The sequence below is a fragment of the Rathayibacter sp. VKM Ac-2803 genome, assembly GCF_009807175.1.
In the GTDB taxonomy this organism is placed as follows: domain Bacteria; phylum Actinomycetota; class Actinomycetes; order Actinomycetales; family Microbacteriaceae; genus Rathayibacter.
Window position 1 is genome coordinate 2,135,008 of sequence record NZ_WUCD01000001.1, and the last position, 13,214, is coordinate 2,148,221.

A 13,214-nucleotide genomic window follows, 5' to 3' on the forward strand; every position below is an offset into this window, starting at 1 on the left:
GTCGACACCGAACCCTTTCTGACAGCACGAGGAGAACACCCATGAGCGCACCGTTCCGCCTGGTCGTCGGCTCCGACGACGCCGGCTTCGACTACAAGCAGATCATCAAGGCCGACCTCGAGAAGGACTCCCGCGTCGCGAGCGTCGTCGATGTCGGGGTCGATGCGGAGTCGCACACGCCCTACCCGAGCGTCGCCATCGCGGCGGCCGAGATGGTCGCGCGGGGCGAGGCCGACCGCGCGATCCTGATCTGCGGCACCGGGCTCGGAGTCGCGATCGCCGCGAACAAGGTGGCGGGCATCCGCGCCGTCACGGCGCACGACTCGTTCTCGGTCGAGCGCTCGATCCTCTCGAACGACGCACAGGTGCTCTGCATGGGCCAGCGCGTCGTCGGCATCGAGCTCGCCCGCCGCCTCGCGAAGGAGTGGCTGGGCTACGAGTTCGACACCTCGAGCGCCTCCGCCGAGAAGGTCCGCGTCATCGAGGCGTACGAGGCCGGCCATCCGGTCGACGCCGCCGCCGCATCGCCCTCGTCGTGCTGACCACGGCGGCGGGACCGGCGCCCGCCTTCACGATCGGCGTGAGCCTGAAGATGTACTTCGGGCACGCGCGCACCCTCGACTGGGCGCGCACCGTCGCCGAGCTGGCGCGGACGCATCCGGCGATCACCTCCGGCGCGGTCGAGCTGTTCGTCGTGCCGACGTTCCCCTCGCTCGTGCCGGTCAGCGCCCTCGCGGCCGAGGCGGGCATCGCCCTCGGCGCCCAGGACCTGTTCTGGGAGGACGCGGGAGCGTTCACCGGCGAGGTCAGCGGAGCCGAGCTGCGCGAGGTCGGCTGCCGGCTGGTCGAGATCGGCCACGCGGAGCGCCGCGCTCTCTTCGGCGACGACGAGGAGCGGATCCGCCTCAAGGTCGCCGCGGCGTTCCGCAACGACCTCGTGCCGCTGCTCTGCGTCGGCGAGACCGAGCGCGGGAGCGTCGAGGACGCGGTCGCGCTCGTGCTCGCGCAGATCACCTCCGCGCTCGAGACGGCCGACGGGGCGGGAGCCCTCGGCCCGGTGCTCGCGGCCTACGAGCCGGTCTGGGCGATCGGCGCTCCCGAGCCCGCCGAGCCGGCGTTCATCGCGGGAGTGGTCACGGCTCTCGAGGAGGCGCTCACCGCGCTCCCGGGCCGCGCCGGCAGCCGTGTGATCTACGGCGGCAGCGCCGGGCCCGGCCTGCTGACCGCGCTCGAGGGGCGCGTGCCCGGCCTCTTCCTCGGCCGCTTCGCGCACGACCCGGAGGCGGTGCGCAGCATCCTCGACGAGGCGCACGCGCTCGCGGAGGCCAGGCCATGATCGGGCTGAGCAGCTACGCGTTCTTCTGGCGCTCCTCCGACCGCGTGCCCGAGCCGCTGGGCATCGAGGACATGGTGCGCGAGACCGCCGCGCTCGGCGTCGAGCTGCTGCAGCTCTGCGACGTCCCGGTGATCGAGGACTTCGACGCCGAGCGCCTCGAAGCGCTGCGCGGGCTCGCCGCCGCCGAGGGCGTCGCCCTCGAGCTCGGCACCCGCGGCACGGATCCCGAGCACCTGCGGCGCTACCTCCGCCTGGCGACGGCTCTCGACGTGACGCTGCTGCGCAGCATGTGGACGTCGGGGGAGGACCGGCCGGACCGCGAGGAGACGCTGCGCCGCCTCCGCGAGATCGCCCCGGAGCTCGAGGCGGCCGGGGTGACCCTGGCCCTCGAGACCTACGAGCAGGTGAGCACGGCCGCCCTGGTCGACGTCATCGCGACGCTCGATGACCCGCGGATCCGCATCTGCCTCGACCCCGCGAACACCGTCGCGAACCTCGAGCTGCCGGCCGACGTGACCGAGCTCTGCGCCCCCTACGTCGCCAACTGGCACGTCAAGGACTTCGACTTCAGCCGCAACCCCGGCTGGGTGGGATTCGTGTACACCGGCACGGCGCTCGGCGACGGCCGCCTCGACTACGACGGCATGCTCGCGCTGCTCGACCCCGACGCCCGCGGCATCCACCAGATCATCGAGTTCTGGCTCCCCTGGCAGGACACCGTTCTCGCCGCGGAGCAGGCACTCGTCACCACCCGGCTCGAAGCCGAGTGGACCACTCGCACTCTCGACCACCTGAGGAGAAGGAACCCATGACCGACACCACCCTTTCGGGCACCGCCGCCCCCGCCCTGACCGTCGCCGTGATCGGCGCCGGCGGCAAGATGGGCATGCGGGTCTCGAACAACCTGCAGAAGTCCGCCTACACCGCCCTCTACTCCGAGGCCTCGCCCGCCGGCCAGGAGCGCACTCGCGAGGCCGGCCGCGAGATCACCTCGACGCCCGACGCCGTCGCGAACGCCGACGTCGTCATCCTCGCCGTCCCCGATGTCGTGCTCGGCGCGGTCTCGGAGGACGTCATCCCGCAGATGAAGTCGGGTGCGATCATCCTGACGCTCGACCCCGCCGCGGCCTACGCGGGGCTGCTGGCGAAGCGCGAGGACATCCACTACGCGGTGGCGCACCCGTGCCACCCGTCGGTGTTCCTCGAGCGCACCACTCCGGAGGAGTGGGCCGACACGTTCGGCGGCATCGCGGCGCCGCAGGAGGTCGTCGCGGCCCTCGAGGAGGCGGACGACGACGTGCGCGCGATCGCCGAGGGCGTCATCTCGACGATCTACGCGCCCGTCATCGCGGTGCACTGGGTCACCGTGAAGCAGCTCGCCGTGCTCGAGCCGACGCTGGTCGAGACCATCGCCTGCATGGTCGGCGAGTTCCTCAAGGAGGCGCTGGACGAGACCGTGAACGGCGTCGGTGTGCCCTACCAGGCCGCTCGCGCGATGCTCTACGGCCACACCTGGATCGCGCTGACCAACGGCCTGCGCGGCTCGAACCCCTTCTCGGAGGCGTGCCACATCGCGATGGGCTACGGCCGCGAGGCGCTGATCAAGGACGACTGGAAGAAGATCTTCGACGACTCCGAGCTCGACTCGGTCATTGCCAAGATGCTGAAGATCGACGCCGTCAAGCGCTGATCCCGGGACGGCTCGTGTGGAGACGCGCGAGCTGGCCCTGCTGATCGAGCCCGCAGCCCGCGGAGCGGGCGTATCGAGATCCACAGGCTTCGGAAGAGGGTCCGCAGACCCGCTCTCCGACGCTGGTGGGTCTCGATCCGCCCCTTCGGGGCTGCGGGCTCGAGCAGCATGTCGGGGCGCTCCCCGCATCGCGGCTAGAGGCGGACGAGCATCTTGCCGGTGTTGCCGCCGCGCATCATCGAGAGGAACGCATCGACCGCGTTCTCGATGCCGTCCACGATCGTCTCGTCGTAGGCGATCCGGCCCTCGGCGAACCAGCCGGCCATCAGCCGGTCGAACTCGGGCGCGTGGTCGAGGTAGCCGCCCAGCGTGAAGCCGCGGAGGGTGAGGCCGCGGGTGATGACGTTCGACATGTTGTCGGGGCCGGCCGGCCTGTCGGTGCTGTTGTAGCCGGCGATGGCGCCGCAGAGCGCCGCGCGCCCACCGTCGCGGAACGCGTCGAGCGCGGCCTCGAGGTGGTCGCCTCCGACGTTGTCGAAGTAGACGTCGATGCCGTCGGGTGCCGCCGCGGCGAGCTGCTCGCGCACCGGAGCCGCGTGGTAGTCGAACGCGGAGTCGTAGCCGTACTTCTCGGTGAGCAGCGCGACCTTCTCCGCGGAGCCCGCGGATCCGATCACGCGGGAGGCCCCCAGGAGGCGCGCGATCTGCCCGGCGGCCGAGCCGACCGCTCCCGCGGCGCCCGAGACGAAGACGGTGTCGCCCTCCTTCATCCCCGCGATCGCGGTGAGGCCGACATAGGCGGTGAGCCCGGTCATGCCGAGGACGCCGAGCCGGAGCGACAGCGGAGCGCCCGGGATCTCGTCGACGACCCGGAACTGCGACGCGGGCGCCTGCGCGATGTCGCGCCAGCCGAGCTGGTGCAGCACGACGCTGCCGACCGGGATCGAGGGGACGGCCGAGGCGGTCACCCGGCCGATCGCGCCGCCGGTCATCGTCTCGCCGAGAGCGTAGGGCGGGCTGTAGCTCTTCACGTCGTTCATGCGGCCGCGCATGTAGGGGTCGACCGAGACGAACTCGTTCGCGACGCGGATCTCGCCGTCGGCGGGCTCGTCGTAGTGGACCTCGGCGGTGCGGAAGTCGTCGGCGACGGGCCAGCCGTCGGGACGGCGGACGAGCTGGATCTGAGTGCTGGTGATCATGGGGCCTTTCGGGGTGGGTGGCGGGTCAGGAGGCGAGGAGGCCGATCGCGAGGGCGATCGCCGCGAGCAGACCCGGGGTCATCTGGGTCAGCGCGGCCCGGCGCTTCGCAGGGGAGGAGAGCAGGAGGACCAGCGCGGCCCCGACCATCGAGCCGGTGCCGGTGAAGACCAGTGCGGCACCGACGGCGGTCGCCCCGGATGCGAGGGCTGCGACTCCGATGATCGTCACGATCGCGAGGAACAGGTTGTAGAAGCCCTGGTTGAACGCGAGCTCCTTAGTGGCCTCGGCCTCGCCCGGAGTCGTGCCGAAGGTCGAGCGGGCACGCGGAGTCGTCCAGAGCAACGACTCGAGCACGAAGATGTAGACGTGCAGCAGGGCGGCGATCGCCGCGAGCACGAGTCCGATGACGATCACGGGGCCTCCTGGTGGTGGACCGGCTGCTGTTTGTGTACCGGCTGTTCCACAATATACTGGATCGAGCGTTACACAACCGGGGAGGCGCGATGGGCCGGCTGCAGAGCTTCGAGACCGATGCGGTCGTCCGCGCCGCGCGCGCCGTGTTCTGGGAGCGCGGCTTCGAGGAGGCGTCGCTCCCCGAGCTCGAGTCGGCGACGGGAGTCGGCCGCTCGAGCCTGTACCACGCGTTCGGCAGCAAGCGCGGGCTGTTCGACGTCGCGGTGCAGAGCTACCTCGACGAGGTGGTGCGGCCTCGGCTGGCGCCGCTCGTGACGGGAGTCGTCGCCTCCGGTGCGCTCGAGACCTACTTCGCGGGGCTGCGCGGCGCCCTCGCCGACGCGGCGTCGATCTCAGCGCGGAGCGGGTGCCTCCTCCTGAACGCCGCCGGGGCGCCGATCGCGCGCGACGAGGCCGTGCGCGAGGTGATCGCCGACTACCGCGCCGAGCTGCTGGCCGCGATGCGGGCGGGGGCGGAGGCGCGCTGGCCCCGCGCCTCCGCCGACCGACTGGCGCAGCAGGCCGACGTGCTGGTGTCGCTGCTGGTCGCGGCGCTGGTGCTGGCTCGCGTCGACTCCGTGCAGTCGGTGGCGACGGTGGACGCGGCGCTGACTCTGGTTCGGGCGCCGCTCGCCTCCTGACGCACCTTCGGCTCGTGAAACCGCGTTCGGCTCGCGTAATTCGGCGATTCCTGCGAGCCGAACGGCTTTCTGCGAGCCGGAGGTCTGCTGGCGCGGAGGTTCGGCTCGTCAAACCTCGTTGGGCTCGCTCAAGGCGGCGAATTCGGCGAGCCGAACCGGTTTCTGCGAGCCGGACGTCTGCGGGCGCGGAGGTTCGGCTCGTGAGAACGGGTTCGGCTCGCGGCGATCAGCGGATTCGACGAGCCGAACCGGTTCTCACGAGCCGGAGGTGCGTCAGCACGCCCGCGCGCACGACAGAAGCCCCCGTGCACACCCGACCAGAGGAAGGGCGTGCACGGGGGCTCCAGTGGTGCAGGGTGTCAGTCGGTGCCGGCGTCGAACGCCGCGCCCTCCGACGCGAGGTCGGTCGCGCGGCCCAGCGCGTCGGCCGCGGCGGTGCCTCCGCCCTCGGTGATCGCCTCGCCCTCGCCGATCTCGAGGTGACCGACCAGCTCGGCGGTCGGGCCGCCGACGAGTCCGGCGGCCGCGTACTGCTCGAGGCGCGAGCGCGAGTCGGCGATGTCGAGGTTGCGCATGGTGAGCTGCCCGATGCGGTCCTCGGGGCCGAAGGCGGCGTCGCCGACGCGCTCCATCGAGAGCTTGTCGGGGTGGTAGCTCAGTGCCGGCCCCGACGTGTCGAGGATCGTGTAGTCGTCTCCGCGGCGCAGGCGCACGGTGACCTCGCCCGAGACGGCCGAGCCGACCCAGCGCTGGATCGACTCGCGCAGCATCAGCGACTGAGGGTCGAGCCAGCGGCCCTCGTACATCAGGCGGCCGAGGCGGCGGCCCTCGGAGTGGTACTGCGCGATCGTGTCCTCGTTGTGGATCGCGTTGAGGAGGCGCTCGTAGGTCAGGTGCAGAAGGGCCATGCCCGGCGCCTCGTAGATGCCGCGGCTCTTGGCCTCGATGATGCGGTTCTCGATCTGGTCGGAGTTGCCCAGGCCGTGGCGTCCGCCGATCGTGTTCGCCTCGAGGACGAGGGCGACCGGGTCGGAGTACTCGACGCCGTTGATCGCGACGGGGCGGCCGGCCTCGAAGCGGACCGACACCGTCTCGGCGGCGATCTCGACGTCCTCGCGCCAGGCGGCGACTCCCATGATCGGCTCGACGAGCTCCATGCCGCTCGAGAGCTCCTCGAGGCGCTTGGCCTCGTGGGTCGCGCCCCAGATGTTGGCGTCGGTCGAGTAGGCCTTCTCGGTCGCGTCGCGGTAGGGGAAGCCTCGGGCGACGAGCCACTCGGACATCTCGGTGCGGCCGCCGAGCTCGTTGACGAACTGCACGTCGAGCCAGGGCTTGTAGATGCGCAGGCGCGGGTTCGCGAGCAGGCCGTAGCGGTAGAACCGCTCGATGTCGTTGCCCTTGTAGGTGGAGCCGTCGCCCCAGATGTCGACGCCGTCCTCGCGCATCGCGCGCACCAGCAGTGTGCCGGTGACCGCGCGGCCGAGCGGGGTGGTGTTGAAGTAGGTCTTGCCGCCCGAGCGGATGTGGAAGGCGCCGCACTGCAGGGCGACGAGGCCCTCCTCGACCAGCGCGCTCTTCGCGTCGACGAGGCGTGAGATCTCGGCGCCGTACTGTGCGGCGCGCGAGGGGACGCTCTCGATGTCGGGCTCATCGGCTTGGCCGATGTCGGCCGTGTAGGTGCACGGGACGGCACCCTTCTCGCGCATCCAGGCGACAGCGACGGATGTGTCGAGGCCTCCCGAGAATGCGATTCCGACACGCTCGCCCACGGGCAGACTGCTCAACACTTTCGACATGGCTCCGATTTTAGGAGACTCTGCGGGCGTGCCTCGACGCAGCGGTCTCCCGGGGCGGCGAACCGGCTCTCAGGACCCGCCGCGCAGCCCCACCGCGGGCATCACGATCTCGTCGATCAGCGACACCAGGTAGTCGCGGTCGATCGGCTCGCGCAGCAGGAGCACCCGGTAGGCGACCATCGACGGCGAGATGAGTGCGATCAGCTCGACGTCGATGTCCGGAGCGATCTCGCCGCGGGCGATCGCTCGGCGCAGGAGGAAGCTGTTCGCCCGGGCGCGCGGCTCGACGATCGCGGCCCGGACCGCGTCGGAGAGGTCGGGCGCCTTCGAGATCATGGCGACGACTCCGGCCATGATCTGGAGCTTCCGCTCGGCGTCCTCCATCGTCCGGGGCTTGATCATCGCGACGAGGTCGCCGCGGAGCGTCCCCGTGTCGGGGAGCGCCGCCTCGGTCAGATCGGCGCCCTTCATGCAGGCGAGCGCCTCGACCACGAGCTCGGCCTTCGAGTCCCAGCGGCGGTAGAGCGTGGCCTTGCCGGCGCGGGCCCGGGCGGCGACCATGTCGATCGTCATGCCGTCGTAGCCCGTCTCCGCCAGGACGTCGAGCGCCGCGGTGAGGATCTCGAGGTCGCGGCTCGGATCGCGGCGGCGGCCGGGTCGGGCCGGGGCGCCGGAGTCGATGGTCGGGGGAGGGGGCGGCATCATCGCGGCGTCTCCTGTCGGTCGGAGGCCGCCCGTGTGACGGCCACGTGAATTCTACGATGATTACTGAACCGAGTAGTTCCGAAACTCTCGAGTCTCGTATATGGTCGCCTCCATGTCGCAGACCTCCTCACTGCCGGTGAGCGCCGCCCCCGCGGCCCCGGCCCCCTCGAACCGCCGCTGGTGGACGCTCGTCGCCGTCGGACTCGCCCAGCTCATGGTCGTGCTCGACTCGACCGTCGTGAACATCGCCCTCCCCGCCGCCCAGGCCGATCTCGGCTTCTCGGACGGCGACCGCCAGTGGGTGGTCACCGCCTACTCCCTCGCCTTCGGCAGCCTCCTGCTGCTCGGCGGCCGCCTCTCCGACCTCCTCGGCCGCAAGCGCACCTTCATCATCGGGCTGATCGGCTTCGCCATCGCCTCCGCCCTGGGCGGCGCCGCGCCCAACTTCGAGTTGCTCATCGCGGCCCGCGCGCTGCAGGGCGTCTTCGGTGCCCTGCTCGCCCCCACCGCGCTCGCGGTCCTCACCACGACCTTCACCGTCCCGAAGGAGCGGGCGCGCGCGTTCGGCGTCTTCGGCGCGATCGCCGGGGCCGGCGGCGCCGTGGGCCTCCTCCTCGGCGGCGTGCTCACCGAGAGCTTCGACTGGCGCTGGAACCTCTACATCAACGTGATCATCGCGGTCGTCGCCGTGATCGGCGCGATCGTCTTCGTGCCGACCATCGATCGCACCGGTCCCCGGCCCCAGCTCGACGTGCCCGGCACGATCCTCGTCTCGGCCGCGCTGTTCGGCCTGGTGTTCGGCTTCGCCAACGCCGAGACCGACGGCTGGGACTCGCCGATGACCTGGGTGCCGCTCGCCGCGGCCGTGGTCCTGCTGGTCGGCTTCGTCCTCCGCCAGCGCACGACCGAGCACCCGCTGCTGCCGCTTCAGATCGTGCTCGACCGCGACCGGGGCGCCGCCTACCTGTCGGTGCTGATCGCGGGAGCGGGGATGTTCGGCATCTTCCTGTTCGTCACCTACTTCCTGCAGGTGTCGCTGGGCTACTCGCCGATCCAGACCGGTCTCTCCTTCCTCCCGATGATCGGCATGCTGGTGCTGGCCGCTCAGCTGTCGACGAACCTCCTGCTGCCGCGCTTCGGTCCGAAGATCATGGTGCCGTTCGGCATGGTGCTCGGCGCGATCGGCATGCTGCTGCTCACCCGCCTCGACCTCGACAGCGCCTACGCGGCGGATGTGCTGCCCGCGCTGATGGTGCTCGGCTTCGCGATGGGCTCGATCATGCCCGGGTCGATGCAGACGGCGACCCGCGGAGTCGACATGCGCTTCGCCGGAGTCGCCTCGGCGATGGTGAACACCAGCCAGCAGGTCGGCGGATCGATCGGCACCGCGCTGCTGAACACTCTCGCGGCGACCGCGGTGACCGACTACCTCGCCTCGCACACACCTGCCACGGCGGCCACGGCGGCGGAGGCGGCCGTGCAGAGCTACGCGGTGGCCTACGGCTGGGGCGCGGGCTTCTTCGCCCTCGGCGCGGTGCTGTCGGTGCTGCTGTTCCGCCGGAAGTCGGACGCGGTCGCTCCCACGAACGGAGCGGAGCCGGTGATCGCGCACTGAGGCCTCGGGAGCGGACGGGACCTTCCGGGGTTCCGTCCGCTCCGTCGTCTCCCGCGACATGTCGGCGTGTTGCGGCGGCGGTCGAGACGCTCCGGGCACCTGCGTACCGTCGGGGGATGCCAGAGACCCTCGACATCGTCCACCTGCGCACGCTCGTGGCGATCGCCGACTGCGGCGGCTTCGGGCGGGCGGCAGTGGCGCTGCACATCAGCCAGCCGACGGTCTCGCAGCACGTCCGCACCCTGGAGCGCCGGCTCGAGCGCACCTTCATCGAGAAGGTGGGGCGCCGGGCCCGCTTCACCCCGGCCGGCGAGCGCCTCCTCGTGCAGGCGCGCCGCATCCTCGCGGTGCACGACGACGCCCTCGAGACCCTCGACGCCGCCAGTGAGAACCCGCTCGCCCTCGGACTGACCGAGCCGGCCGCCGAGCAGCTGCTGCCCCGGCTGCTCGAGACGCTCCGCCGCGCCTTCGACGACCGGCCGCTCACCTTCACCCTCGATCGCTCCACCCAGCTCGCGGAGGCGGTGGCCCGCGGAGTCGTCGACCTCGCGGTCATCCTCGGTGTCGGCGGCGATCTGCCCGGCCGCCAGGTGGCCACGCTGCCGCTCGACTGGTACGCGGCGCCCGGCTGGCAGGCGCCGGAGGGTGCGCCGATCCCGCTCGTCGCCTACTCCGAGCCGTGCGGCATGCGCCAGCGCGCGCTGCAGCAGCTCGGCGCGTTCGGGCACGAGGTGCGGGTCGTCGCCGAGTCCGCGAGTCTCGAGGGGGTGATCGCCGCGGCGAGAGCGGGGATCGGAGTCGCGGCGCTGCCGACCTCGCACCAGGGCCGTGTCGCCGACGGCCTCGAGGCGCGGCGCGACCTGCCCGCCCTGGGCTCGGTCAACCTCCGCCTGGTCTCGCGCCGCGGACTCGCGCCCGATATCGAGGACACGGCGCTCGCCGGCCTGGCCGAGCTGTTCGGCCCGGCGCGCTTCCGCACGCCGCTCCGCGAGGTGCCCGCGTGAACATGACGATTTCTTACCAACGATCGGGTTCGCCGATCGGAACGCATCCGGAATCATCGTTGGACGCCGGGAGCGCACCGCGCGTAGCGTCGATGACATGACCTCCCCGCGTGCCCTCGCCTCGATCGTGCCCTCCGGCGCGGTCCGAGTGGTGCGCGTCGGAGCAGCGGCCGCCGTGCGGATGCGCCGAATGCTCGTGGGCGGGAACCCCTTCGCGTCGGTGCGCGGATGTTCCTGTCCGGCCTCTCGCTGACGGCCCGGCGCTGACGCCTCCGCGTCGCCCGCGCTGACGCGGCGGACTCCGCCGCACGCGACCCGCGCTCCTCGATGAGCGCCGTCGACCCTCTCCCACTCCGGGCCGCTCCGCCGTGCCCGCGAGCACTTCTCCGCGCCTCCGCGCGCCTCCTTCGAAAGGACCACCCTCATGGCCGTCGAGTTCATCTCCGCCATCAACGTCAACCGCTCCAACGAGGTCAACGGCCTCGCCGACTCGAGCATCGACGTCGCCCACCTGCGCCGGTACTCGCGCATCCTCGAGGACGGCGGCTTCGACTACACGCTCGTGCCCTACGGCTCGGCCGGGCACGACCCCTTCACGATCGCCGCCGCGGTCACCCAGTACACCGAGCACCTGAAGCCGATCGTGGCGCTGCGGCCGAACACGGTCTACCCGACCGTCGCCGCGAAGGCTCTCGCCACGCTCGACCAGCTCTCGAACGGCCGCGCCGTCGTCCACTTCATCGCCGGAGGGAACGACCACGAGCAGGCGCGGGAGGGCGACCGCCTCGGCAAGCTCGAGCGCTACGCCCGCCAGGAGGAGTACATCCGGATCCTGCGCCGGGTGTGGTCGGCCACGGAGCCCTTCGATCACGAGGGCACCTACTACCGCTTCGAGGACTTCGTCTCGCGAGTCCGGCCGGTGCGCGGGAGCATCCCCGTCTCGGTCGGCGGCTCGAGCGACGAGGCCTACCGCCAGGGCGGCGCGCTCGCCGACATCTTCGGGCTGTGGGGAGAGCCGCTCGCCGACACGCAGCAGCAGATCGACCGGATCGCCGACGCCGCCCTCGCGGCCGGCCGCGCCGACACCCCGCGCACGTGGGTGACCTTCCGCCCGATCATCGCGCCGACCGAGGAGCTGGCGTGGGAGAAGGCGCACCGGATCCTCGGCATCCTGCAGGGACGCTCCGCCGCGGCCGCGAACCCGCGCAAGGGCGAGAAGGGCCTGTGGGTGCAGACCCCAGACGCGAAGGGACCCGCGAACGTCGGTTCGCAGCGTCTGCTCGACATCGCGAGCCGCAAGGATCTGCACGACCGAGCCCTCTGGACGCCGACCGCGACCGCGACCGGCGCGCAGGGCGCCTCCACCGCTCTCGTCGGCACGCCCGAGACCGTGGCCGCCGCGATCCTCGACTACGTCGACCTCGGCGCCGACCTGATCTCGATCCGCGGCTACGACAACCTCGACGACGCGGTCGACTACGGGCGCTACGTGATCCCGCTCGTCCGGGAGGAGCTCGCGCACCGCGAGGCCACCGGGCGCCGCGGCGAGATCGTCGCGCAGCCTCCGCTCGAGAGCACCGAGCTGGTCGGAGCGATCGCGTGACGCTCCTCGACGCCCCCGCCCGCCTCGTCCCCGATCTGTCCGACCGGGCACTGGCCCGGGTGACCGCCCGTCTCGCCGAGACCGCCGAGCACTACGACCGCACCGCCGAGTTCCCGTGGGAGGGGATCCGCGCCGTGCACGAGGCGGGGCTGCTCACCGTCGCGGTCGGCTCCCGCTACGGCGGCACTCCGCCCTCGACGGTCGATCTCGTGCGGATCTTCGGGGCGCTCGGCCAGGGCGACCCGGCGGTCGCGCTGATCTCGGCGATGACCGTGCTGCAGCACGCCGCGCAGGACCGCGGGGCGACCTGGCCGGAGGAGCTCTACCGCTCCGTCCTCGCCGACTCCGCCGAGCGCCCGGTGCTGCTGAACGCCGTGCGGGCCGAGCCGGAGTGGGGCGCCCCCGCGCGCGGGGGCCTGCCCGCCACCACGATCCGCCGCGACGGCGACGAGTGGGTGCTGGACGGGCGCAAGGGCTTCGCGACCGGCTCCGAGGGCCTGGCCTACCACCTCGTCTGGGCGGTCGACCTGCAGGGCGCCTCGGGCGAGCCCGAGCTCGGCCACGCGATCGTGCCCGGCGACGCTCCGGGCGTGCGGATCGAGAAGACCTGGGATCACCTCGGCCAGCGCGCCTCGAGCACGCACGACGTCGCGTACGAGCAGGTCCGCCTGCCGCTCGAGCACTTCCGCGGCACCCCGCGCTCGCAGCTCGCTCCCGAGGCGGGGGCGGGCGGAGGCTTCGGCCTCGCGGTCGCCGCGCTCTACGTGGGCATCGGGCGGGCGGCGCAGAGCTTCTTCGTCCGGTTCGCGAACGAGCGGGTCCCGACCTCGCTCGGTCGCCCGATCGCGACGACGGAGCGGATCCGCTCGGTCGCCGGCGAGATCGAGGCGCAGCTCGTCCAGGCCGAGGAGGTGCTGCTCTCCCTCGCCGCCCGCGTCGACGCGGGTGATCCGAGGGCCGCCGACCGCGTCGTCGTCGGGAAGCTGCTCGCCACCCGCTCGGCGATCACCGCCGTCGAGACCGCCGTCGCCGCCCTCGGCAACCCGGGGCTCACGCGGCACCACCCGCTCGAGCGCCACCTCCGCGACGTCCTGGCCTCGCGGGTGCACCCCCCGCAGGACGACGCCGCCCTCCTGATCGCCGGCACGCGCACCCTCGCCGCGCGCTGACC

Annotated in this window: 13 protein-coding genes; 9 read left to right on the forward strand and 4 right to left on the reverse strand. The window is 72.1% G+C overall.

Going from position 1 to position 13,214, the window contains the following annotated elements:
* Nucleotides 1-41: 41 nt before the first annotated feature.
* Genes GRS96_RS09935 through GRS96_RS09950 form a run of 4 tightly spaced genes read left to right on the forward strand, consistent with a single transcriptional unit; the run spans nucleotide 42 to nucleotide 3,026 of the window.
* A complete protein-coding gene (locus tag GRS96_RS09935) occupies nucleotides 42-542 on the forward strand; it encodes a ribose-5-phosphate isomerase (RefSeq protein WP_159988388.1) in 501 nt (166 codons plus the stop codon).
* Nucleotides 536-1,336, forward strand: coding sequence for a triose-phosphate isomerase family protein (locus GRS96_RS09940; RefSeq protein ID WP_236553608.1), 801 nt, complete (start codon nucleotides 536-538; stop codon nucleotides 1,334-1,336). The genes GRS96_RS09935 and GRS96_RS09940 overlap by 7 nt, the downstream gene beginning before the upstream one ends.
* A complete protein-coding gene (locus tag GRS96_RS09945; RefSeq protein ID WP_159988389.1) occupies nucleotides 1,333-2,148 on the forward strand; it encodes a sugar phosphate isomerase/epimerase family protein in 816 nt (271 codons plus the stop codon). The genes GRS96_RS09940 and GRS96_RS09945 overlap by 4 nt, the downstream gene beginning before the upstream one ends.
* Nucleotides 2,145-3,026, forward strand: a complete 882-nt coding sequence (locus GRS96_RS09950; RefSeq protein ID WP_159988390.1) for a phosphogluconate dehydrogenase C-terminal domain-containing protein — start codon at nucleotides 2,145-2,147, stop codon at nucleotides 3,024-3,026. Before GRS96_RS09945 ends, GRS96_RS09950 begins: the two co-directional genes overlap by 4 nt.
* Before the next feature lie 194 nt (nucleotides 3,027-3,220).
* Here the strand turns inward: GRS96_RS09950 and GRS96_RS09955 are convergent, their stop codons facing one another.
* Nucleotides 3,221-4,225 carry an NADP-dependent oxidoreductase gene (locus GRS96_RS09955; protein ID WP_159988391.1) on the reverse strand — a complete coding sequence of 335 codons (1,005 nt, stop codon included), beginning with the start codon at nucleotides 4,223-4,225 and terminating at the stop codon, nucleotides 3,221-3,223.
* A gap of 25 nt (nucleotides 4,226-4,250) precedes the next feature.
* Entirely contained in the window at nucleotides 4,251-4,640 is a 390-nt protein-coding gene (locus GRS96_RS09960) for a DUF1304 domain-containing protein (RefSeq protein WP_159988392.1), read from the reverse strand.
* 89 nt (nucleotides 4,641-4,729) lie between these two features.
* Here GRS96_RS09960 and GRS96_RS09965 point away from each other — a divergent pair, with 89 nt between their 5' ends.
* Entirely contained in the window at nucleotides 4,730-5,320 is a 591-nt protein-coding gene (locus GRS96_RS09965) for a TetR/AcrR family transcriptional regulator (protein ID WP_159988393.1), read from the forward strand.
* Nucleotides 5,321-5,679: 359 nt separating this feature from the next.
* On the opposite strand, the gene argG is transcribed toward GRS96_RS09965, so the two are convergent.
* Both argG and GRS96_RS09975 read right to left on the reverse strand, forming a co-directional pair.
* Nucleotides 5,680-7,116 (reverse strand): argininosuccinate synthase, encoded by a 1,437-nt coding sequence (gene argG / locus GRS96_RS09970; protein ID WP_159857050.1) that lies wholly within the window; start codon nucleotides 7,114-7,116, stop codon nucleotides 5,680-5,682.
* 69 nt (nucleotides 7,117-7,185) lie between these two features.
* Nucleotides 7,186-7,821: a TetR/AcrR family transcriptional regulator gene (locus GRS96_RS09975; protein ID WP_159988394.1), complete on the reverse strand. Its 636-nt coding sequence runs from the start codon at nucleotides 7,819-7,821 to the stop codon at nucleotides 7,186-7,188.
* Between the two features lie 112 nt (nucleotides 7,822-7,933).
* Between GRS96_RS09975 and GRS96_RS09980 the strand changes: the two genes are divergently transcribed.
* The 4 genes from GRS96_RS09980 (at nucleotide 7,934) to GRS96_RS09995 (ending at nucleotide 13,212) form a co-directional block, all read left to right on the forward strand.
* Complete coding sequence (locus GRS96_RS09980) at nucleotides 7,934-9,436, forward strand: MFS transporter (protein WP_159988395.1); 1,503 nt, start codon at nucleotides 7,934-7,936, stop codon at nucleotides 9,434-9,436.
* A 116-nt stretch (nucleotides 9,437-9,552) separates the two neighbouring features.
* Entirely contained in the window at nucleotides 9,553-10,440 is an 888-nt protein-coding gene (locus tag GRS96_RS09985) for a LysR family transcriptional regulator (protein ID WP_159988396.1), read from the forward strand.
* Nucleotides 10,441-10,864: 424 nt separating this feature from the next.
* Nucleotides 10,865-12,043 (forward strand): LLM class flavin-dependent oxidoreductase, encoded by a 1,179-nt coding sequence (locus tag GRS96_RS09990; RefSeq protein WP_159857054.1) that lies wholly within the window; start codon nucleotides 10,865-10,867, stop codon nucleotides 12,041-12,043.
* Nucleotides 12,040-13,212 (forward strand): acyl-CoA dehydrogenase family protein, encoded by a 1,173-nt coding sequence (locus tag GRS96_RS09995; protein ID WP_159988397.1) that lies wholly within the window; start codon nucleotides 12,040-12,042, stop codon nucleotides 13,210-13,212. The genes GRS96_RS09990 and GRS96_RS09995 overlap by 4 nt, the downstream gene beginning before the upstream one ends.
* Nucleotides 13,213-13,214 lie beyond the last annotated feature (2 nt).

Coding starts and splice junctions, on each gene's coding strand:
- GRS96_RS09935 (WP_159988388.1), top strand. CDS start 42: ATGAGCGCACCGTTCCGCCTGGTCGTCGGCTCCGACGACGCCGGCTTC.
- GRS96_RS09945 (WP_159988389.1), top strand. CDS start 1,333: ATGATCGGGCTGAGCAGCTACGCGTTCTTCTGGCGCTCCTCCGACCGC.
- GRS96_RS09950 (WP_159988390.1), top strand. CDS start 2,145: ATGACCGACACCACCCTTTCGGGCACCGCCGCCCCCGCCCTGACCGTC.
- GRS96_RS09955 (WP_159988391.1), bottom strand. CDS start 4,225: ATGATCACCAGCACTCAGATCCAGCTCGTCCGCCGTCCCGACGGCTGG.
- GRS96_RS09965 (WP_159988393.1), top strand. CDS start 4,730: ATGGGCCGGCTGCAGAGCTTCGAGACCGATGCGGTCGTCCGCGCCGCG.
- argG (WP_159857050.1), bottom strand. CDS start 7,116: ATGTCGAAAGTGTTGAGCAGTCTGCCCGTGGGCGAGCGTGTCGGAATC.
- GRS96_RS09975 (WP_159988394.1), bottom strand. CDS start 7,821: ATGATGCCGCCCCCTCCCCCGACCATCGACTCCGGCGCCCCGGCCCGA.
- GRS96_RS09980 (WP_159988395.1), top strand. CDS start 7,934: ATGTCGCAGACCTCCTCACTGCCGGTGAGCGCCGCCCCCGCGGCCCCG.
- GRS96_RS09985 (WP_159988396.1), top strand. CDS start 9,553: ATGCCAGAGACCCTCGACATCGTCCACCTGCGCACGCTCGTGGCGATC.
- GRS96_RS09990 (WP_159857054.1), top strand. CDS start 10,865: ATGGCCGTCGAGTTCATCTCCGCCATCAACGTCAACCGCTCCAACGAG.